This window comes from Halorussus vallis, assembly GCF_024138165.1.
Taxonomy (GTDB): domain Archaea; phylum Halobacteriota; class Halobacteria; order Halobacteriales; family Haladaptataceae; genus Halorussus; species Halorussus vallis.
This window is the reverse complement of record NZ_CP100000.1, coordinates 2,617,567-2,635,225: the sequence shown is the minus strand read 5'-3', so window position 1 is coordinate 2,635,225 and position 17,659 is coordinate 2,617,567. Positions and strand designations below refer to the sequence as shown.

Here is a 17,659-nt window from a genome sequence, read left to right as displayed (position 1 = left end):
GACAACTGTGAGGCATGTCGAACGTTCGCGTCGCAATGGCCCGGGGATTCTCGGTCGCCGTCGTGATGCTGTTCCTGTTCATCGGCGTCTACACCCACACCCAGGGTGGATTCGGCGGAGCAGGGCCGCTCATCTACTTGCTGCCGCTGTCGTTCGCGCTGGTCGCGGCGCTCGGCATCTGGTACGACCGCTACCGCCTCGCGGGCGTCGCCACCGCGGGCCTGGCCGTGGTCGGACTCCTCCAGGCCGAGGTTCTGCTTGGGTTCGCGCTGTTGCTCGCGGTCGCGGTGCTGCTGGCGTGGACCGGGCGAGCGCGAGAAACGATGAGCGAGAGCGCTCAGAGCTGAGTCGCCAGCGTCTCGGCCGTCTTCTCCCCGACGCCCTCGACCGCCCGCAACTCGGTCGGCGAGGCCTTCCGGATGCCCTCGACGCTCCCGAAGCGCCGGAGGAGTTTTCGGCGGGTCTGGGGTCCGATGCCGGGCACGTTGTCGAGTTCGGTCGAGACGTCGTCCCGAAGCGTCTGGTGGTACTGGACAGCGAAGCGGTGGGCCTCGTCGCGGACCCGCTGGAGGACGTGGAGGTGGGCCGCGTCGTTGGGCCAGTCGTACGTTACGTAGCTTCGCTTCGCTCGCGACGAACTCCCCCTCGCTTCGCTCGCGGGACTGCCGTCGGGCGTCACGACCAGTTCCTCCGCCTTCGCGAGCGCGATTGCGGGCACGTCCCACCTGGCGTCGGTGAGCGCGTCGCGGGCCGCGCCGAGTTGGCCCTCGCCGCCGTCGATGAGCAGGAGGTCGGGGTCCGGCCGGTCGTCGCGACCCTCGACGGCGCGGTCGGCGCGCCACCGCACGAGGTCGTACATGTTGGCGTAGTCGTCGTTCTCGTCCCGGAGCTTCTTCCGGCGGTAGTCGGACTTCTCGGCCGACCCGTCGACGAAGGTGACGTCGCTCCCGACCGCGGCGGTACCCTGGGCGTGGCTCACGTCGAACCCCTCGATGCGCTTGGGCACCCGGCTCAAGTTCAGTTCGTCGCGGAGCGCCGCGAGGGCGTCGGGTTGGCTCGACCCCCGGCGGGCGTTCTTGAGCGCGAGGTCCACGAGGGTCGCCTCGCGGCCCGCGCCGGGCACTCGGACCGCCACGCCCTCGCGTTCGAGCCAGTCGAGCACGTCCCGGTCGTCGGGGCGCTCCGAGAGCAGGAGGGCGTCGGGCAACCGGCGCTCGGCGTAGTACTGCGGGACGAACGCCGCGAGGACGGCCCCGGGTCGGGCTTCCTCGTCGCGAGCGCCAGCGCTCGCCTCGTCGGCGTCGGCCTCGCTCGTCTCGTCCGCATCGGGTATCGAGACGGCGTGCCGTTCGCGCTCGACCAGTTGACCGGCCTCGCTGTGGAGGCGTGCGACCGTCGCCGACTCGCCTTCGAGCGCGACGCCGAGCACGTCGACGGAGCGCTCGTCGCGCTGGCTGGCGACCGCCTCGCCCGCGCCGCCGTGGAAGTTCTCGACGGCTTCGAGTTTGTCCCGGAGGTTCGCCGCGCGCTCGAACTCCTGGCCCTGGGCGGCCCGCTCCATCTCCCGGCGGAGTGGGTCGGCGAGCACGCCGGTTTCGCCCTCGAAGAACCGAACGACCGACTCCACGTCCGCCAGATAGCCCTCTCGGCCGATTTCGCCGGTGCAGGGCGCGGTGCAGAGTCCGATGTCGTAGTCGAGGCAGGGCCGGTCGCGGTTGGCGAACTTGTGGTCCGAACAGCCCCGGACGCCGTAGGTTTCCCGCAGGGCCTTCACGACCGTCTCGACCCGGGTCTTCTTCGTGAACGGGCCGAACACCCGCGGGCCGTCGGTGCCGCGGGTGGCGCTGGCCTCCGGGTCGGGGTCGCGGGTGACCTCGATGCGGGGGAACTCGTGGTCGGTGAGTTCCACGAGGGGGTAGGACTTGTCGTCCTTCAGCCGGACGTTGTACCGCGGCTGGAACCGCTTGATGAGGTTCGCTTCGAGGAGTAGCGCCTGGGTTTCGGTGTCGGTGACCGAGTAGTCGATGCGGTCGGCGCGCTCGACCATCCGCCGGATGCGCCTGCCCCGCGGGTCGGCGTACGACCGCACCCGGTCGCGTAGCTCGACGGCCTTGCCGACGTAGAGGACCGTCTCTCCATCTTGGAACTGATAGACGCCGGGTTCGCGCGGCAATTCGGCCGCGCGCGCCCGGACCGCGTCCCCATCCATCGACCGAGGTTAGTCGCCGCTCGGCTTTGAAGCTGTCCCTACGACCGTGCGGAGCCGTCGGGCGATTCGCTCGCCGTCGTCGTCCCGGATGGGGACTCGGATGGGGTCGCGGCCCGAGCGCTCGATGACCAGTTCGCGCGAGCGCGACCCGAAGTACAGCGCCAGCAGGCCGGCGGCGCCCAGCAACAGCAGGCCGCCCAGCAGGAGGAAGACGTCGGTCATCGCGGCCAGCGCGTGCGGGAGGACGTCGACGAACTGGACGATGCCGCCCGCGGGAGCGGACTCCGGCGGGTCGACGCTGCCGAACTGCTCGACGATGCCGCTGCTCTTCAGGAGGAAGCCGCCGCCGAGCAACACCACGCCGTACACCGCGACGCGAGCGCCCCACCCGACGTAGGACTCGCGGCCGCTGGTTCGGACGGTTGCGTCGACGACGTTCGGGCGGTCGGCGTGGTCGAAGCGGCGGCCGTTGGCGTCACCGTCGGGGGTGAACACCAGGACGCGGTGGGTCGTCACCGCGACGCGCGCGCCGTCGGCGGTGAACTCCTCTTCGACCTCCTCGCCCTGGAACAGCATGTTCGCCAGACGGTCGTCGGTCGCCTGAGACAGCGGGGACTGGCTCATCGTTACGCGTGAAACCGACCGCCCGGAAGGCGGTTTCGGTCCCGTGTTCCTACGCTGTTCCCCGTTCGTACCTGCCACCCACGTAGACTCATTCGTCACCCAGGTACGGCCCTGTACATCTTAACGCTACTGGCAGTGTCACGAAACGGAACCCTTCATCGCCGAATGGTATAGTTCAGCACTCGTCGCGGGATTCGGTATCTCGACTCACGCCGAAAACAATGAGTCGAAACCAGGGTAAAACCGAGAAAACCGAGGCGAATTCTCCCGGCCCGCTACGAAACCCGACTTTTGTGCGGAAACGAACGACCTCGAAGGGGGTTCCATGGCTCCGGGCGCGGCCGCGAGCACGCTCGCGGCCGCGCCCGGAAGGCGAAAAAGGTCGGAAATGCGAAGTCCAGGGTTTCACTTCTCGAACCCGAAATCGCGCCGGGTCGAATCCGATTCTCCCCCGACGCCGAACCCCGTGGATTCAACACCGCGACGCCCGACGTGACGGTATGGACGGAGACGACGACGTGCGACTCTGGCTTGTCGAGCGCACCTACACCGACCGCGACCTCGTGGTGCTGGTGTACGCGACGCCCGACGGCGAGCGCTACCTCCAGCAGGAGCGGGCGGCCGCCATCGTGCGCCGCGGCGACAGCGAGGTGACCGCCGCCATCGACGCCGACCCGGAGCGACTGAAGCCGACCGAGGACGACGAGACGCGCGAGCGGTACGCGACGGAGGCGGCCCGGATGGCCGAGCAGAACGACCCGGACGACGCGGTGTGAGCGGTCCGGCCGAGGCGGCGTCCGTCGGTCGAGAGGCCGGAGCGGCCGGCTGAACGGCGAAATCGACGACTTCGCAACCCCCGTTTTTCGTCCGGCCGTCGACACGATAAGGACAAAGCTTTACCCTGGGTGCCGCAAAACCGCCGACAATGACCGCGATAGAACTCGACGGGGTGACCAAGCGGTACGGCGACGTCGTCGCCGTCCGCGACCTCTCGTTCACGGTCGAGGAAGGCGAAGTGTTCGGCTTCCTCGGGCCGAACGGCGCGGGCAAGTCCACGACCATCAACATGATCCTGGACTTCGTCCGGCCGACCGACGGCGACGTGCGCGTGCTGGGCAATGACGCCCACCGCGAGAGCGTCGCGGTGCGCGAGCGCCTCGGCGTGCTCCCCGAGGGCTTCTCGGTGTACGACCGACTCACGGGACGCCAGCACCTCGAATTCGCCATCGAATCCAAGGAGGTCGAAGACGACCCCGACGCCATCCTCGACCGCGTGGGCCTGGCGGGCGACGGCGACCGCAAGGCCGGCGGCTACTCGAAGGGGATGGCCCAGCGACTCGTCCTCGGGATGGCGCTGGTCGGCGAACCGGACATGCTCATCCTCGACGAACCCTCGACGGGACTGGACCCCCAGGGCGCGCGCCAGATGCGCGAGATCGTCCAGGCGGAGGCCGACCGGGGTGCGACCGTCTTCTTCTCCAGCCACATCCTGGGGCAGGTCGAGGCGGTCTGCGACCGCGTGGGCATCATGCGCGACGGCGAACTGGTCGCCGAGGACTCCATCGAGGGCCTGCGCGAGGCCGCGGGCGGCGACACCGTGCTCCGCGTGACCGTCGACTCGCTCACCGACGAGGCGGTCGCGTCCGTCAGCGCGCTGTCGGGCGTCTCGGAGGTGGCGCGCGAGGGCGATATCCTCCGGGTCACCTGCGAGGGCGACGCCAAGACCCGCGTCATCTCCACGCTGGAGGAGTCGGGCGCGACCGTCGAGGACTTCGAAACCGAGGAGGCGAGCCTGGAGGACCTCTTCATGGCCTACACCACCGACGGCGAAACCGAGGAGGTGCGAGCATGACCTGGCAGGCGGTCGCCCGGAAGGACTTCCAGGACGCCGTGCGCTCGAAGTGGCTCTGGGGGATGGCGGCCATCTTCCTCGGCCTGTTCGTCGGGAGCGCGTACTTCATCGGGTCGAACGTCCCGAACGACGGGTCGCTCACCACCGACGCGTTCGTCCGGACGCTGGGCCAGTTCGTCATCGCGCTGGTCATCCCGCTGGTGGCGACGGTCGCCTCCTACAGTTCGGTCGTCGGCGAGCGCGAGTCGGGCACCATCAAGCTACTGCTGTCGCTGCCCCACTCCCGGAAGGACGCCATCGTCGGCAAGACCGTCGGCCGGAGCGCGGTCGTCGCGGTGTCGATACTGTCCGGACTCGTCCTCGCGCTCGTCGTGCTGGCGGCCTACGGCGTGGGCGTGAAGATACTCAACTACCTCGCGTTCGTCGTGTTGACGGTGCTGCTGGGCGTCGTCTTCGTCTCCATCGCGGTCGCGGTTTCGGCCGCGACCTCGACCAACCGCCGCGCGATGCTCGGCACGGTCGGCCTCTACGTGCTGTTCACGATGCTCTGGACCCAGGTTCGGCGCATCCTCAGCTTGTTCAACGACCAGCTCTCGCTCGGCCTCGACACGATGACTCTCGTGAAGTACGGGCTGTTCATCAAGTACTTCAACCCGGTCCGGGCGTACGAGACGCTGCTGGCGCGCCTCTACACGGGTAGCGTACTGGACGCTCGGCTGTACGGCGCCGGACGGATGGAGAAGCAGATCATCACCCAGCGGTTGGGCGACGTGCCGTTCTACCTCTCGGACCCGGTCGTGGTCGCGCAGTTCCTGCTGTGGCTGCTGGTGCCGGTCGCCGTGGGGTACTGGGTGTTCAAGGACGAGGACCTCTGAATCGCCGGGCTTCGAACGCGCTCTCGCTACTCGTTTTCGACGTCGACTTCGTTTTCCGCCAGCAGTTCCTCGAACTCCTCCTCGTCCAGTCGCTCGACGCCCTCCTCGTCGGCCTGCTCCAGTTTCGTCGTCCCGGCGCCCTCGCCGACCACGAGGTAGTCGGTGTTGCCCGAGATGCTCGTCGTCGCGTTCGCGCCGTGGTCTTCGACGAGGTTCTGGGCCTCTCCGCGGGTGTAGGCGTCGAGCGACCCGGTGAACACGAAGGTCAGCTCCGCGAGTTCGTCGCCGCCCTCGACCGCCTCGACTTCGGGGTCGACGCCCGCCGCGCGCAGGCGCTCGACCACCCGGCGGTTCTGCTCGGAGTCGAAGAAGTCCCGAATCTGGGCGGCCACCTTCGGGCCGATTCCGGAGACGCCTTCGAGTTCCTCGCGGTCGGCGTCCATCACGGCGTCCAGGCTCCCGAACTCGCGGGCGAGGTCGTCGGCGGTCGCCGGCCCGACCCGCGGGACGCCCAGCGCCGAGAGGAAGTCGCCGAGGCGCGGGTGCTTGGACTCGTCCAGTTCCGCCAGCAGGTTCTCCGCGCTCGTCTCGCCCCAGCCTTCGAGTTCGAGCAGGTCGTCCTTCTCCACGTCGTAGAGGTCCGCGATGCTGTCCTCGACGAGTCCGGCGTCGATGAGCTGTTCGACGCGCTCGCCGCCCAATCCGTCGAGGTCGAGTCCGTCGTCGCTGGCGTAGTACGCGACCGCGCGCCGGAGTTGGGCGGGGCACGCCAGTCCCCCGGTGCAGTAGGCGATGGGGCCGTCGAACTCCACCGCGCTGTCGCAGACCGGACAGCGGTCGGGGAACTCGTAGTGGCCCTCGCCGCGTTTCTCGACCACGTCGGCGACGTACGGAATCACGTCGCCCGCGCGCTCGACCTTCACCTCGTCGCCGACGTTCACGTCCAACTCGGCGATCTCCTCGGGGTTGTGGAGGCTGGCCCGCGAGACGGTGACCCCGCCGACGTCGACCGGTTCGAGCAGCGCGACCGGGGTGAGCCGTCCCGTCCGGCCGACCTGGACCGCGATGTCGGTGATGGTCGTGACCTCCGAGCGCGCCGGGAACTTGTAGGCGAACGCCCACCGGTAGTGGCGCTCGGTCGCGCCGAGTCGCTCACAGGTCGCGAGGTCGTCGACCTTGATGACCACGCCGTCGATCTCGTAGTCGAGGTCCGGGCGGTCTTCCATCAGGCGGTCGCGGTAGTCGATGGCGTCCTCGACGTCCGTGACCCGTTCGACCCGGTCGTTGACCTTCAGCCCCCAGTCGGGAAGCGTCTCGTGTTGCTCCCAGTGAGATTCGAACTCCCGGGAGGAGTCGAGTACGTCGAAGAAGAACACGTCCAGCGGTCGCTCGGCGGTCACCGAGGGGTCGAGTTGGCGCAGGGTGCCGGCGGCGGCGTTCCGGGGGTTGGCGAAGGGGTCCTCGCCGCGTTCGACGCGCTCGCGGTTGTGCGTCTGGAAGTCGCTCTCGGGCATGTGGACCTCGCCCCGGACCGCCAGAAAGTCGGGGTAGTCGCCGCGGAGTCGGTGGGGCACGGTCGGGATAGTCCGGACGTTCTCGGTCACGTCGTCACCCTCGTAGCCGTCGCCGCGGGTCGCCGCCCGGACGTACTCGCCGTCCTCGTAGACGACCTCCAGCGAGAGGCCGTCGAACTTGGGTTCGCAGACGTAGGCGACGCCGTCGCCGGCCTCTCGCTCCATCCTCCGGGCGAACTCCCGGACGTCCTCGGCCTCGCCTGACGAGTCGATGGAGAGCATCGGGGCGACGTGCTCGACCGTCTCCAGTTCGTCGAGGGGTTCGCCGCCGACCCGCCGGGTCGGACTGTCCTCGGTCCAGACGTCGAAGCTCTCCTCCAGGTCCTGCAACCGCGAGAACAGCGCGTCGTAGGTCCGGTCGGCGATCACTGGGTCGTTCTCGACGTAGTAGCGGTGGTCGTGGTACCGAATCGCCTCCCGGAGCAGGCCGGCCTGCTCGGCGGCCTCGACCTCCGACAGTTCGTCGACCGGCGCGAAGTCGGTCGGCGGCTCCTCGACGTAGGGGTTCTCGTCCGTGCTCGCCGCTGACATTACCCCCTCTTGTCGGTTCTCGGGTAAAAAGTTCGGCTTCGCGGTCGGCCCGGGACTGCCGGACGGTCGCCACAAAACCGGGACCCGGCGACCGTCCCGGAACCGGAACGCCCAAGAGGGGTGCGTGATACCGACCCTCAGGTTCGATGCCCTCCCTGACCGACTCGCCGAACGACCGCGACTCCCCGACCGAATCGCTCTCCCCCGACGAATCGGCCGCGCCCGGCGGACCGACCGCCTCGCGCGAACCGAGCACCGACGCCGAACCCCGCGCGGTGACGAACGGGCGGCCGACGAGGCGGCGGCCGACCCCCGACTGAACGCCGAGTACACGCTCACCGTCCCCGGAACCGGCGACGACCACGACGTGACGCTGGTCGGGGCGGTCCACGACCACCCCGCGAGCGTCTACCGCGCCCGCGAGGTCGTCAGCGACCGGGAACCCGCCGCCGTGGCGCTCGAAATCCCGCCGCTCGCGCTTCCGCTGTACCTGAACTACGCCGAGGACGCCCGGACGCCGCCCGCGTTCGGCGGGGAGATGAGCGCCGCCGCCCAGGCCGCCCGCGAGTGCGACGCCGACGTGGTCGGCGTCGACGCGCCCCGCCGGGGCTTTCTCGCCCGCCTCGTCCGGAACTGCCGGCGCGAGGCGGTTTCGGCCGGGACGCTCCGCCGGGTGCTGTCGGGCACTGCCTCGGTGACCCGCCACGCGCTGGCGTGCCGGGCCGTGGCCGTCCTCGGCGACCGGACCGGCCTCCGGGTCGAGGTGGACTCGCCGGTCGAACACGACTGCGACCGCACCGACCCGCCCGAGGTGCAGGCCCGCGACGAGCGCCGACAGGCAGACCGGTCGCTGTCGCTGCTCCGGGCGTTCGACCCGCCGCGGCCGGTCGAACTCCGGGACGCGACCCGCGAGGAGTGCATGGCCGACCGCATCCGGTCGCTCCGCCGGGACGGCGACGTGGTCGCGGTCGTGGGACTCGACCACCTCGACGGCCTCTCGGAACTGCTCGAAGAAGAAGCGAGCGCGTGAGACGTGGAGTCGGGCCGGCGGGACCTTACAGGTTGCTCCGCAGGCGAATCTCGTCGTCCGTGATGGTGTCGACGGCCCGCTCCTGAAGCGGGTAGGTGTCCTCGTCTCGCTCGCCCCAGTCGAGTTTCGCCTTTATCTTGTCGGTGATGCCGGCGTCCGGGTCGACGTAGGCGGTGCCGTGCTCGACCGTCTTGATCATGCCGACCTTCTCTCCGTCCATCTTCACGGGCTTGCCCTCGTCGCTGTCACTGAATTCTACCATAGGCGTCGGAAATACAACGAATGCACACATCAGAGCTATGGCCGCTTGGCAGGCGTCTCACATCTCCGCCGGCGGTGGCGCGTTCCGGCGGGCCGCCGCACGCGTATCGCTCCGCCGCAATTCCGGCGAAATTGGCGGCATTTGCGAGCACCCGCGACTTTAAGCCGTCGGCCGTGAACGTTTGAGCCATGCGCGAGGACTTTCTCCTCTTGAATCCGGGTCCGGTCCCCGTCACGCGCGAGGTGCGACAGGCGATGAGCGAACCGATGGTCTCGCACCGTTCCGCGGAGTTCGAGGCCGTCTACGAGCGGGCGCAGGACGCGCTCGACTACGTCTTCACCGAGTCGACGCTCGACGGGTCTTCGACCGCGAGCGACGGCACCAGTCTCATCTTCAACGGCACCGCGACGATGGCGATGGAGGCCGCGGTCGCCAACCTCGTCGGCGACGGCGGAGACGTCGTCGCGCTCGTCAACGGGAAGTTCGGCCGGCGATTCAAGCGAATCGCCGACCGGTACGCCTCGGTCGACGCCGTCGATGCGACGTGGGGGCAGTCCCTCGACCTCGACGAAGTCGCCGAGGCGGTCGACGACGACACCGACGTGGTGACGATGGTCCACAACGAAACCTCCACGGGCCTGCTGAACCCCGTCGAGGAGGTCGGCGAAATCGCCGCCGAGCATGACGCCACCTTCGTCGTCGACGGCGTGACCTCCATCGGCGGCGACGAGTTCCGCGTCGACGACTGGAACGTCGACGTGGCAGTCACCGACGCTCAGAAGTGCCTGGCCGCGCCGCCGGGCACCTCCGCGATGTACGCCACCGAGGCCGCCCAGGAGCAGTTCGACGGCGACGCCGCGCCCTTCTACGAGGACCTCGACTGGCACCTCCGGAAGGCCGAGTCCCACCAGACGCCCTTTACGAGCGCGGTCCCGCTCTTCCGGGGCCTCGCGGTCGCGGTCGAGGACATCGCCGAGGAGGGGATGCCCGAGCGCATCGAGCGCCACCGCGAGCAGTCGAAGGCGTTCCGCGAGGCCTTCCGCGCGATGGGACTGGAGAGTTTCCCCGAGCGTAACGAGGCCACGGAGTTCTCGAACACGCTGACGGCCATCTCGCTGCCCGCCGACGTGCGCGAGAACCCCGACGCCTTCTTCGACGCCGTGACGGAGCGCGGCGTCTCCATCAGCGGCGGGCAGGCTCACCTCGGCGGCGAGATCTTCCGCGTGAGCAACATGGGCGGCCTCTCCAGCGAGCAGATTCTGCGCGGCGTGCGCACCATCGGCGAGGCCTTCGAGGCGGTTGGCGCCGACGTGAACGCGGAAGCGGGCGTCGACGCGGCCCGCGATATCCTGCGGTAGCGACTGGTCCCGGTTCCGTTTCCGTTTCCGCTTTTTCGGCGTCGCCCGATTTCGTTTCAGAGCGACTCGATAGCCCGGGCGGCGAGTACCACCGCAACCGCCGAGACGACGAACGCGACCGCCGCGATTCCCGGGACGACCAGCGCCCGCGTGGGGTTGGCGTAGAACGCCGGGAGGAGGAACGCCGTCATCACCTCCCAACGCGACTCCGAGAGTAACGGCCCGCCGGCGGAGGCCAGCACCAGCACCGAGTAGACGACCCCCATCACCGCGTACGTCGCGAGCGCCATCGCCGCCCACCGCACGACCGTGACCGCGGTTTCTGTCGTGGTTTCGTGATTTCGTGAAATCTGTGACATCCGGAACGGCTAGGGTCGTCGACGCCGAGACTGATACGGGTATCGGCGAACGCTACCGACCGAACGCCGCGCCCTCGCCCCGCTCTCCGAGGTCGAACTTGAGGAACGCCGGAATCGACACCAGCGCGATGGCGGTTTCGAGCGCGCCCGCGACGAGGAACGCCGCGAGGAAGCCGACCTCGTCGGCGACGGTGCCGCCGACGACGATGCCGGCGAGGAAGCCGAGGCTCCCGAAGACGTTGAACCCGGCCATCGCGGTGCCGCGGTCGGCGTCGGTCGCCAGGTCGGTCACGAGCGCCATCGTCGCCGGGGCCATCAGCGCGCCGACGACACCGACGCCGACCATCGCCGCGCCGGCGGTCGCGACCGTCGGCGCGAGGCCGACGCCCACCACCGCAAGGCCGTACACCGCCGACCCCGCGACGATGGGTTTGGTCCGGCCGATGCGGTCCGAGAGGACGCCGAAGGGGTACTGGAGCAGGGCGAAGGGGACGAAGAACAGACCCAGCAGGATGCCGGTCGTCGCGGCGTCGAGGCCGAACTCCTGGCGGAAGTAGACGGTGCCGACGAGCGCGAAGAACCCCGCCGTGAACCGGTCGATGAACCCGAAGACGTACGGGACGCCCAGTGTCGGCCGGTCGGCCAGCACGGAGAGCGCCTCCGCGATGCGACCCGGAGTCGCGCCGGTCGAGTCGTCGGCCGACTCCGCTGTGGCGGAGTCGGCCGGCGGCGCGTGCCGGCCGACGAGGAGCGCGAGCGCCGCCGCACAGAGCAGCAGGCCACCCGCGACGTACAGCGGAACGAGCGGGCCGAAACCGTAGAGCCGACCGCCCAGCGGCGCGCCGACGGCGGTGCCGAGGCCGATGGCGATGCCGGCCGCGCCCATGTTGCGGCCGTGCCCGCCTTCGAGGTCCATCAGCATCGTCATCGACAGCGAGAACGCGCCGATGGTGGTCGCACCCTGGAGGACGCGGACCGCCAGCACCTCCGCGAACGACAGCGAGAGCGCCGCGGGCAGGAGCGCGAGCGCGAAGTAGCCCGCCGACCCGCCGACGGCGCCCGCGACGATGTACGGGACGCGCCGCCCCGTGACGTCGCTCAGCGCGCCCCAGACGCCCGCGAAGGCCACGAACGCCGCGAACTCCGCGGCGAGGAACCACATGCTCGCGTCGAGGGTCGTGGTCGCGCCGACCGCCGCCACGAGGTCGGGGACGCCGGGGTAGAGGAGGACCTGGGCGAGGAGGACGGCGAACACGACCGCGGCGAGGAGGCGTCTATCGCGTCGGGGGGAACTCACGGTGTAAGTATCGGACGTTGGGACGGCCGGCCCTTATAGACGCTGGAACGCGCTCACTCCCCGAACGCGACCGTCTCGCTCGCGGGGTCGATTTCGACGCGTCCGCCGACCGGCACCGGCACGGTCGGCGCGGTGTGACCGAAGTCGAGGTCGAAGACGACCGGCGCGTCCGGGTTGTACTCCGCGAGCACCTCGGCTATCGCCTCGCGCTGGCGCTCGCGGTACGCCCGGCGACCCTCGGGGCCGGGGTCCTCGAAGAGGTTCCGGGCCTTCGCCCGGCCGACGAGCACGCCCGCGAACCGCTCCAGCAGGCCGCGCTCGCCCATCCCGACCAGAATCTCGCGGACGTGCATCGCGTCGGGGAGTTCCTCGGACGTTTCGAGCAGGAGGACCCGCCCGTCGAGGTCCTCGGGCGCGGGGAGGTACCGGCCTGTCCGAAGTTGCATGTCGAGCGTCTCCAGACACCCGCCCCACGTTCGGCCCGAGACGGCCGTCTCGGCCCCGCGCCAGGTCCACCCGGAATTGGACTCCATCTCGCGAGTACGGTCGAGGTTGTCGGGGTCCTCCCAGTCGAGGTCGTGGTCGGTGAACCGCTCGGCGGGCCGCAACTCACCGAACGCGCCGAGGTCGTCGGCGAAGAACGCGCGTTCGAGGTGCTCGACGGTGTAGTCGTGCATCTCGCCCTGTATGGCGAGGTCGGTCATCACGGTCCCGCCGTAGAACGAGACGACGCCGAGGTTCCAGAGGGAGAGCGCGAGGTTGGTGTTGTCGCTGATGCCGTAGAACCGCGTGGGGTTCTCCACGAGCACCTCGGGGTCGAGGTGCTTCAGAATCCGAACCTGGTCCCAGCCACCGATGGTCGACACGACGCCCGCGATGTCCGGGTCGGCGAAGGCGTCCATCACGTCCCGGGCGCGCGCCTCGGGGTGGTCGTAGAGGTACTCGTCGTCCTTCGTCGCGGTCGGGAACTCGACGGGTTCGAGGTCGAAGATCTCGCGGAGGCGTTCGAGTCCGAGTTCGTAGACGTGCGGGTACCGCGCGGCGCTGCCGCCGGCGGGCGCGACGACCGCGACGCGGTCGCCGCGCTCCAGGGCTGGCGGGACGACGAATTCGCTCATCGTCGGGAGTTGTCTGTCGGAGTACCTACGTGTTACGGAGGTGCGTCGAGGGGTCGCACCCGGTGGCGGTTCGACGTTCCCCCGCGACCTAACCGAGCGCCGACTCGGAGAGTTCGACTCGAACCACCGTCCCGTTCGCCGCGACGTACAGTCCGGTGGCGTTGAATCCCCACTCCTCGTGGGGGTCGCCGTGATAGAGCGGCGTCGTCCGGAGGTGCCGTCGTGCGGCGTCGTACTCGCTCTCGTTCACCGACACGCACCGCATCGGTCCCGACTCCGTCTCGCTGGCGTCGGCTATCGCCCAGTCGACGGCCCGCCGAATCGACTCGACGTCCCGGATTCGACGGTCCGAGGCGTCGACGACGGTCGCGTTCTCGGGGGCGTCGACGACGGCGGCGCCGCACACTCTGTAAACCGACCGCGGTTCCTCGAACGGCCCGGGCCCGAAACAGCCGGGAGTCACCAGCAAGAGGAGGGCGAGAACACACGCTAGGGCGCGCCGGGTCATGGGGACGGGTTCCGACACTCGATGAAAGTATTTTTCGTCTCTCGCTCGCGGCTATCAATCATGTCCGGAACTGCGCCGAACGCCGACGCCCTCGCCGCCAAACTCGACCGCGTCACCTACCTGCTGGTCGCGTTACTCGCGCTCGAACTCGTCGACGTCCTCGGCGGGTCGCTGTTCGCACTCAGCGGCGTCGCCCTCGTGGTCGTCATGGTCGGCGGGTTCTGCCTCCTCCTCTTCCTGGCGGTCTTCCGCACCTTCACCTGATGACGCGTCGCCCCACGAGGTGGAAACCCTCGCTCAGCCCCGAACTGGCGGCACCCGACCCCGCGCGCTCGGGGTTCCGTTCTCTCCGACCACGGGCCAGCCGTCTTGCCAGCGAATCCGGTCGAGCATGAGGACTCGTCTGGGGGTTTCGCCGATCCACGCGTTCCCCCGGACGTAGGCGTGGTACAGCATCCACCACCCGCCGTTCTCGTCGCGGACGACTGCGCAGTGGCCCGGCCCGACGAACCGCTCGCCCGACCGGAGAATCGTCGTCCCGGTCACGTCGGCGAGCGTGAGTCGCTCACCGGCGCGGTTGCGGTACGGTCCCCGGAGCGACCGCGAGCGCCCGACGACGACGTGGTAGGTGCTCTCGGCGCCGCGACAGCAGGTCCCCCGCGAGCCGAACAGGTAGTAGAAGTCGCCGCGCCGGATGACGTAGGGCGCCTCGACGCCCTCGCCCGCTATCTGGAACTTCCCGCCCGCGGTCGAGAGGCCGTCCTCGGCGAGTCGAATCCCGTAGAGGCCGCGGTGGCTCCCCCAGAAGAGGAACGGCGTTCCCTCCCTCGTGAACAACATCGGGTCGATAGAGTTGGGGACGCCGATTCGCTCGCTCCGGAACAGACCGCCGCGCGGTTCGAACGGGCCGGTCGGGTCGGGCGCGGCGGCGACGCCGATTCCCGGGTTATCCGCGCCGAACTCCGAGTCGGAGTAGTACAGCAGGGTTCGACCGCCGAGTCGGCCGACCCCCGGCGCCCAGAGGCCCTCGTACTCCGACCACGCGGGCACGGACTCGAACGCCGGCCCGACGGGTTCCCAGTCGACGAGGTTCGGCGAGCGCAGAATCGGAATCAACTGGCGCTTGGGCTTTCGCCCCCACGGGTGGTAGGTTCCGTAAGCGTAGTAGGTGCCGTCGACGCGGAGCACGTCGGGGTCCGGAAAGACGTGTGCATAGACTGGATTGCGGTAGGTCGCGCGCTGGCGGTCCTGCTCTCTTCCCCGTCCGGGACCGCGCCAGTTGGCGCGGTCCCGAGCGGCGAGCGCGTCCGTGGCGGTCTGCACTCCGAGCGTCGCCGCGCCGACGCCCGCGAGGAACGTGCGCCGATTCACGCCGGGCGTTCGCCGACCAGCGGGAAAAGCCCACCGCCCGAGGGGGTTCGCAAACATTACCGTAACTGACGGTTATAACCTTCTCCGAGAATATGATTGTAGCACATGACTAACGGCGAGGACTCCAGCGACGAGCCGCGCTTCGATACCAGGAGCCTCCACGCGGGCCACGGGGCCGATGCCGCGACGGGGGCGCGCGCGCCGCCGCTCTACCAGACGACCTCCTACGAGTTCGAGGACGCCGACCACGCCGCCGACCTCTACGCGCTCGAAGCCGAGGGCGACATCTACTCGCGCATCTCGAACCCGACGACGCGCGCCCTCGAAGAACGCCTCGCCTCCCTGGAGGGCGGCGCCGCCGCCGTCGCGACCTCCGCCGGCATGGCCGCGCTCGACTCGCTGACGCTCGTGCTGACCGGCGAGCGGAACAACGTCGTCTGCTCGACCGACACCTACGGCGGGACGACCGCTTACCTCTCGAAGACCGCGAGCAAGCGCGGCGTCGAGGCCCGATTCGTCGACACGCTCGACTACGACGCCTACGAGGACGCGGTGGATTCGGACACCGCCTACGTCCACGTCGAGACGGTCGGCAACCCCTCGCTGGTGACGCCCGACCTCGAACACGTGGCCGACATCGCCCACGACGCCGGCGCGCCGCTCGTCGTCGACAACACCTTCGCGACGCCCGCGCTCTGTCGCCCGCTCAAACGCGGCGCCGACGTCGTCTGGGAGTCGACGACCAAGTGGCTCCACGGCTCTGGCACCACCGTCGGCGGCGTGCTCGTCGACGGCGGCGACTTCGACTGGGAGGCCCGCGCCGACGACTACCCCGAACTCGCGGGCGTCAACCCCGCCTACCACGACACCGACTTCTCGCGGGACTTCGCCGACGCGCCGCTGGCGGCCGCGGTCCGGTTCCGCGCGCTCCGGAGCCTCGGCAACCAGCAGGCGCCCTTCGACGCGTGGCAGACCCTCCAGGGCCTCGAATCGTTCCCGCTCCGGATGGAGCGCCACTGCGAAAACGCCGCCGTGGTCGCCGAGTACCTCGACGACCACGACGACGTCGCCTGGGTGAAGTATCCGGGACTGGAGAGCCACCGGACCCACGACAACGCCAGCGAGTACCTCGACGGGGGGTACGGCGGCATGATCGCCTTCGGCCTGGAGAACGGCTACGAGGGCGGCAAGCGCTTCTGCGAGAGCGTCGAACTCGCCAGTTTCCTGGCCAACATCGGCGACGCCAAGACGCTCGTCATCCACCCCGCGAGCACGACCCACGCCCAGTTATCCCCCGAGGAACAGCGCGCCGCGGGCGTCTCGCCCGACCTCGTGCGCCTGTCGGTCGGCATCGAGGACCCCGCCGACCTGCTGGCGGACTTCGAGCGGGCCATCGAGCGCGCGACTGCGGAGACAGAAGCGTCCCCGGAGGCGACATGACCCGAGCGCGAGAAACCGCCGACCTCGGCGAGTTCGAGTTCGAGTGCGGCCGCACCCTTCCCCTCGAAGTCGCCTACGAAACCTACGGCGAGTACGACGGCGACAACGCGGTGCTGGCCTGTCACGCCCTGACCGGGAGCCAGCACGTCACGGGCGCCCACCGCGGCGAGAACGGGACCGACGGACAGGCACGGGCGTGGTGGGGCGACGTGGTCGGCCCCGGAAAGGCCATCGACACCCGCGAGTACCACGTCGTCTGCGCCAACGTCCCCGGTTCTTGCTACGGGACGACCGGTCCCGCGAGCGTCGACCCCGAGACGGGCGAACCCTACGGCACCGACTTCCCGGCCGTGACGGTCGGCGACTGGACCCGGGCGCAGGCCCGCCTGCTCGACCACCTCGGCATCGGGCCGCTCAAGGCGGTGGTCGGCGGGAGCGTCGGCGGGATGAACGTCCTGGAGTGGGGCAAGCGCTACCCCGAACGGGTCGACCGCCTCGTCCCCGTGGCGACCGCCGCCCGCCTCGACTCCCAGATTCTCGCCATCGAGTCCATCGCCCGGCGGGCCATCACCACCGACCAGAACTGGAACGGCGGCGACTACTACGGCGAGGACCGCCCCGACCCCGACGAGGGGCTGGCGGTCGCGCGCCAACTCGGCCACGTCACCTACCTCTCGAAGGACTCGATGGCCCAGAAGTTCGGCCGGCGGTCGGCCGGGATGGTCGTCTCGGACGGGTTCGCCCCGGGCGACCCCGCCGGCGAGTACTTCCCCTACCGCGAGGTCGAGTCGTACCTCGACTACCAGGCCGAGAAGTTCGTCGAGCGCTTCGACGCCAACAGCTACCTCTACCTCACCCGGGCGATGGACGACTACGACCTCTCGTCGGGCTACGACTCGGACGCCGACGCGCTCTCCGGCTTCTCGGGCGAGGCGCTGGTGCTGAGCTTCACGGGCGACTGGCACTTCACCGTCGAGCAGGCCGAGCGCCTCGCGGCCGCCTTCGAGACGGCGGGCGTCGACACCGCCCACCACGTCGTCGAGAGCGACCACGGCCACGACGCCTTCCTGGTCGAACCCGAGGAGGTCGGCCCGCCCATCCGCGACTTCCTCGAGGCGGGCGTCGAGGGCCGGGCGGTCAGCGACGCCGAGGAACGCCAGTTCGCGCCGGTCCACGCCAGCCTGTTCGGCGACTGATTCGCCGGGCGTGAGAGGGTCGTGGGCGGACGCGTGATGCTCGGCGGACGCAGAA

The 17,659-nt window shown here is 69.7% G+C and carries 18 protein-coding genes; 9 read left to right on the top strand and 9 right to left on the bottom strand.

The window, feature by feature from the left end:
• Positions 1-14 precede the first annotated feature (14 nt).
• Positions 15-347 (top strand): hypothetical protein, encoded by a 333-nt coding sequence (locus tag NGM07_RS13320; protein ID WP_253512332.1) that lies wholly within the window; start codon positions 15-17, stop codon positions 345-347.
• Here NGM07_RS13320 and NGM07_RS13315 read toward each other — a convergent pair.
• Both NGM07_RS13315 and NGM07_RS13310 read right to left on the bottom strand, forming a co-directional pair.
• Positions 338-2,209, bottom strand: a complete 1,872-nt coding sequence (locus NGM07_RS13315) for an excinuclease ABC subunit C (RefSeq protein ID WP_253512329.1) — start codon at positions 2,207-2,209, stop codon at positions 338-340. The two genes, NGM07_RS13320 and NGM07_RS13315, sit on opposite strands and share 10 nt — an antisense overlap.
• Before the next feature lie 9 nt (positions 2,210-2,218).
• Positions 2,219-2,833 (bottom strand): hypothetical protein, encoded by a 615-nt coding sequence (locus NGM07_RS13310; protein ID WP_253512326.1) that lies wholly within the window; start codon positions 2,831-2,833, stop codon positions 2,219-2,221.
• Between the two features lie 500 nt (positions 2,834-3,333).
• On the opposite strand from NGM07_RS13310, the gene NGM07_RS13305 reads away from it, so the two are divergent.
• From NGM07_RS13305 to NGM07_RS13295, 3 genes are all read left to right on the top strand, one after another.
• Positions 3,334-3,609 (top strand): DUF7967 family protein, encoded by a 276-nt coding sequence (locus tag NGM07_RS13305; RefSeq protein WP_253512323.1) that lies wholly within the window; start codon positions 3,334-3,336, stop codon positions 3,607-3,609.
• A 149-nt stretch (positions 3,610-3,758) separates the two neighbouring features.
• On the top strand, positions 3,759-4,685 hold the full coding sequence (locus NGM07_RS13300; RefSeq protein ID WP_253512321.1) for an ABC transporter ATP-binding protein: 927 nt from the start codon (positions 3,759-3,761) through the stop codon (positions 4,683-4,685).
• Positions 4,682-5,560, top strand: a complete 879-nt coding sequence (locus NGM07_RS13295; RefSeq protein ID WP_253512318.1) for an ABC transporter permease — start codon at positions 4,682-4,684, stop codon at positions 5,558-5,560. The genes NGM07_RS13300 and NGM07_RS13295 overlap by 4 nt, the downstream gene beginning before the upstream one ends.
• Positions 5,561-5,586: 26 nt before the next feature.
• Here the strand turns inward: NGM07_RS13295 and ligA are convergent, their stop codons facing one another.
• Positions 5,587-7,665 carry an NAD-dependent DNA ligase LigA gene (gene ligA, locus NGM07_RS13290; protein ID WP_253512315.1) on the bottom strand — a complete coding sequence of 693 codons (2,079 nt, stop codon included), beginning with the start codon at positions 7,663-7,665 and terminating at the stop codon, positions 5,587-5,589.
• 124 nt (positions 7,666-7,789) lie between these two features.
• Here ligA and NGM07_RS13285 point away from each other — a divergent pair, with 124 nt between their 5' ends.
• Positions 7,790-8,695 (top strand): hypothetical protein, encoded by a 906-nt coding sequence (locus NGM07_RS13285; protein WP_253512313.1) that lies wholly within the window; start codon positions 7,790-7,792, stop codon positions 8,693-8,695.
• A 25-nt stretch (positions 8,696-8,720) separates the two neighbouring features.
• Here the strand turns inward: NGM07_RS13285 and NGM07_RS13280 are convergent, their stop codons facing one another.
• Positions 8,721-8,957 (bottom strand): DUF8593 domain-containing protein, encoded by a 237-nt coding sequence (locus NGM07_RS13280; RefSeq protein ID WP_253512311.1) that lies wholly within the window; start codon positions 8,955-8,957, stop codon positions 8,721-8,723.
• Between the two features lie 188 nt (positions 8,958-9,145).
• On the opposite strand from NGM07_RS13280, the gene NGM07_RS13275 reads away from it, so the two are divergent.
• The gene (locus NGM07_RS13275; protein ID WP_253512309.1) at positions 9,146-10,315 is read left to right on the top strand and encodes a pyridoxal-phosphate-dependent aminotransferase family protein; all 1,170 of its coding nucleotides are present in this window, start codon (positions 9,146-9,148) and stop codon (positions 10,313-10,315) included.
• 56 nt (positions 10,316-10,371) lie between these two features.
• On the opposite strand, the gene NGM07_RS13270 is transcribed toward NGM07_RS13275, so the two are convergent.
• The 4 genes from NGM07_RS13270 to NGM07_RS13255 form a co-directional block, all read right to left on the bottom strand.
• Entirely contained in the window at positions 10,372-10,674 is a 303-nt protein-coding gene (locus tag NGM07_RS13270) for a hypothetical protein (protein ID WP_253512307.1), read from the bottom strand.
• Between the two features lie 52 nt (positions 10,675-10,726).
• Entirely contained in the window at positions 10,727-11,971 is a 1,245-nt protein-coding gene (locus NGM07_RS13265) for an MFS transporter (protein WP_253512306.1), read from the bottom strand.
• A 53-nt stretch (positions 11,972-12,024) separates the two neighbouring features.
• Complete coding sequence (locus tag NGM07_RS13260) at positions 12,025-13,089, bottom strand: S66 family peptidase (RefSeq protein ID WP_253512304.1); 1,065 nt, start codon at positions 13,087-13,089, stop codon at positions 12,025-12,027.
• 88 nt (positions 13,090-13,177) lie between these two features.
• On the bottom strand, positions 13,178-13,495 hold the full coding sequence (locus tag NGM07_RS13255) for a hypothetical protein (RefSeq protein ID WP_253512302.1): 318 nt from the start codon (positions 13,493-13,495) through the stop codon (positions 13,178-13,180).
• Positions 13,496-13,657: 162 nt separating this feature from the next.
• Here NGM07_RS13255 and NGM07_RS13250 point away from each other — a divergent pair, with 162 nt between their 5' ends.
• Positions 13,658-13,861 carry a hypothetical protein gene (locus NGM07_RS13250; protein WP_253512300.1) on the top strand — a complete coding sequence of 68 codons (204 nt, stop codon included), beginning with the start codon at positions 13,658-13,660 and terminating at the stop codon, positions 13,859-13,861.
• A gap of 33 nt (positions 13,862-13,894) precedes the next feature.
• Here the strand turns inward: NGM07_RS13250 and NGM07_RS13245 are convergent, their stop codons facing one another.
• Positions 13,895-14,968, bottom strand: coding sequence for a family 43 glycosylhydrolase (locus tag NGM07_RS13245; RefSeq protein ID WP_253512297.1), 1,074 nt, complete (start codon positions 14,966-14,968; stop codon positions 13,895-13,897).
• Between the two features lie 105 nt (positions 14,969-15,073).
• On the opposite strand from NGM07_RS13245, the gene NGM07_RS13240 reads away from it, so the two are divergent.
• Together NGM07_RS13240 and metX are read left to right on the top strand one after the other, a co-directional pair.
• Complete coding sequence (locus NGM07_RS13240) at positions 15,074-16,408, top strand: O-acetylhomoserine aminocarboxypropyltransferase/cysteine synthase family protein (RefSeq protein ID WP_253512294.1); 1,335 nt, start codon at positions 15,074-15,076, stop codon at positions 16,406-16,408.
• Positions 16,405-17,604, top strand: a complete 1,200-nt coding sequence (gene metX / locus NGM07_RS13235; protein ID WP_253512292.1) for a homoserine O-acetyltransferase MetX — start codon at positions 16,405-16,407, stop codon at positions 17,602-17,604. The genes NGM07_RS13240 and metX overlap by 4 nt, the downstream gene beginning before the upstream one ends.
• Positions 17,605-17,659: the final 55 nt, after the last annotated feature.

Coding starts and splice junctions, on each gene's coding strand:
- NGM07_RS13300 (WP_253512321.1), top strand. CDS start 3,759: ATGACCGCGATAGAACTCGACGGGGTGACCAAGCGGTACGGCGACGTC.
- NGM07_RS13250 (WP_253512300.1), top strand. CDS start 13,658: ATGTCCGGAACTGCGCCGAACGCCGACGCCCTCGCCGCCAAACTCGAC.
- NGM07_RS13275 (WP_253512309.1), top strand. CDS start 9,146: ATGCGCGAGGACTTTCTCCTCTTGAATCCGGGTCCGGTCCCCGTCACG.
- NGM07_RS13240 (WP_253512294.1), top strand. CDS start 15,074: ATGACTAACGGCGAGGACTCCAGCGACGAGCCGCGCTTCGATACCAGG.
- NGM07_RS13280 (WP_253512311.1), bottom strand. CDS start 8,957: ATGGTAGAATTCAGTGACAGCGACGAGGGCAAGCCCGTGAAGATGGAC.
- NGM07_RS13315 (WP_253512329.1), bottom strand. CDS start 2,209: ATGGATGGGGACGCGGTCCGGGCGCGCGCGGCCGAATTGCCGCGCGAA.
- metX (WP_253512292.1), top strand. CDS start 16,405: ATGACCCGAGCGCGAGAAACCGCCGACCTCGGCGAGTTCGAGTTCGAG.
- ligA (WP_253512315.1), bottom strand. CDS start 7,665: ATGTCAGCGGCGAGCACGGACGAGAACCCCTACGTCGAGGAGCCGCCG.
- NGM07_RS13305 (WP_253512323.1), top strand. CDS start 3,334: ATGGACGGAGACGACGACGTGCGACTCTGGCTTGTCGAGCGCACCTAC.
- NGM07_RS13260 (WP_253512304.1), bottom strand. CDS start 13,089: ATGAGCGAATTCGTCGTCCCGCCAGCCCTGGAGCGCGGCGACCGCGTC.
- NGM07_RS13320 (WP_253512332.1), top strand. CDS start 15: ATGTCGAACGTTCGCGTCGCAATGGCCCGGGGATTCTCGGTCGCCGTC.
- NGM07_RS13310 (WP_253512326.1), bottom strand. CDS start 2,833: ATGAGCCAGTCCCCGCTGTCTCAGGCGACCGACGACCGTCTGGCGAAC.
- NGM07_RS13270 (WP_253512307.1), bottom strand. CDS start 10,674: ATGTCACAGATTTCACGAAATCACGAAACCACGACAGAAACCGCGGTC.
- NGM07_RS13295 (WP_253512318.1), top strand. CDS start 4,682: ATGACCTGGCAGGCGGTCGCCCGGAAGGACTTCCAGGACGCCGTGCGC.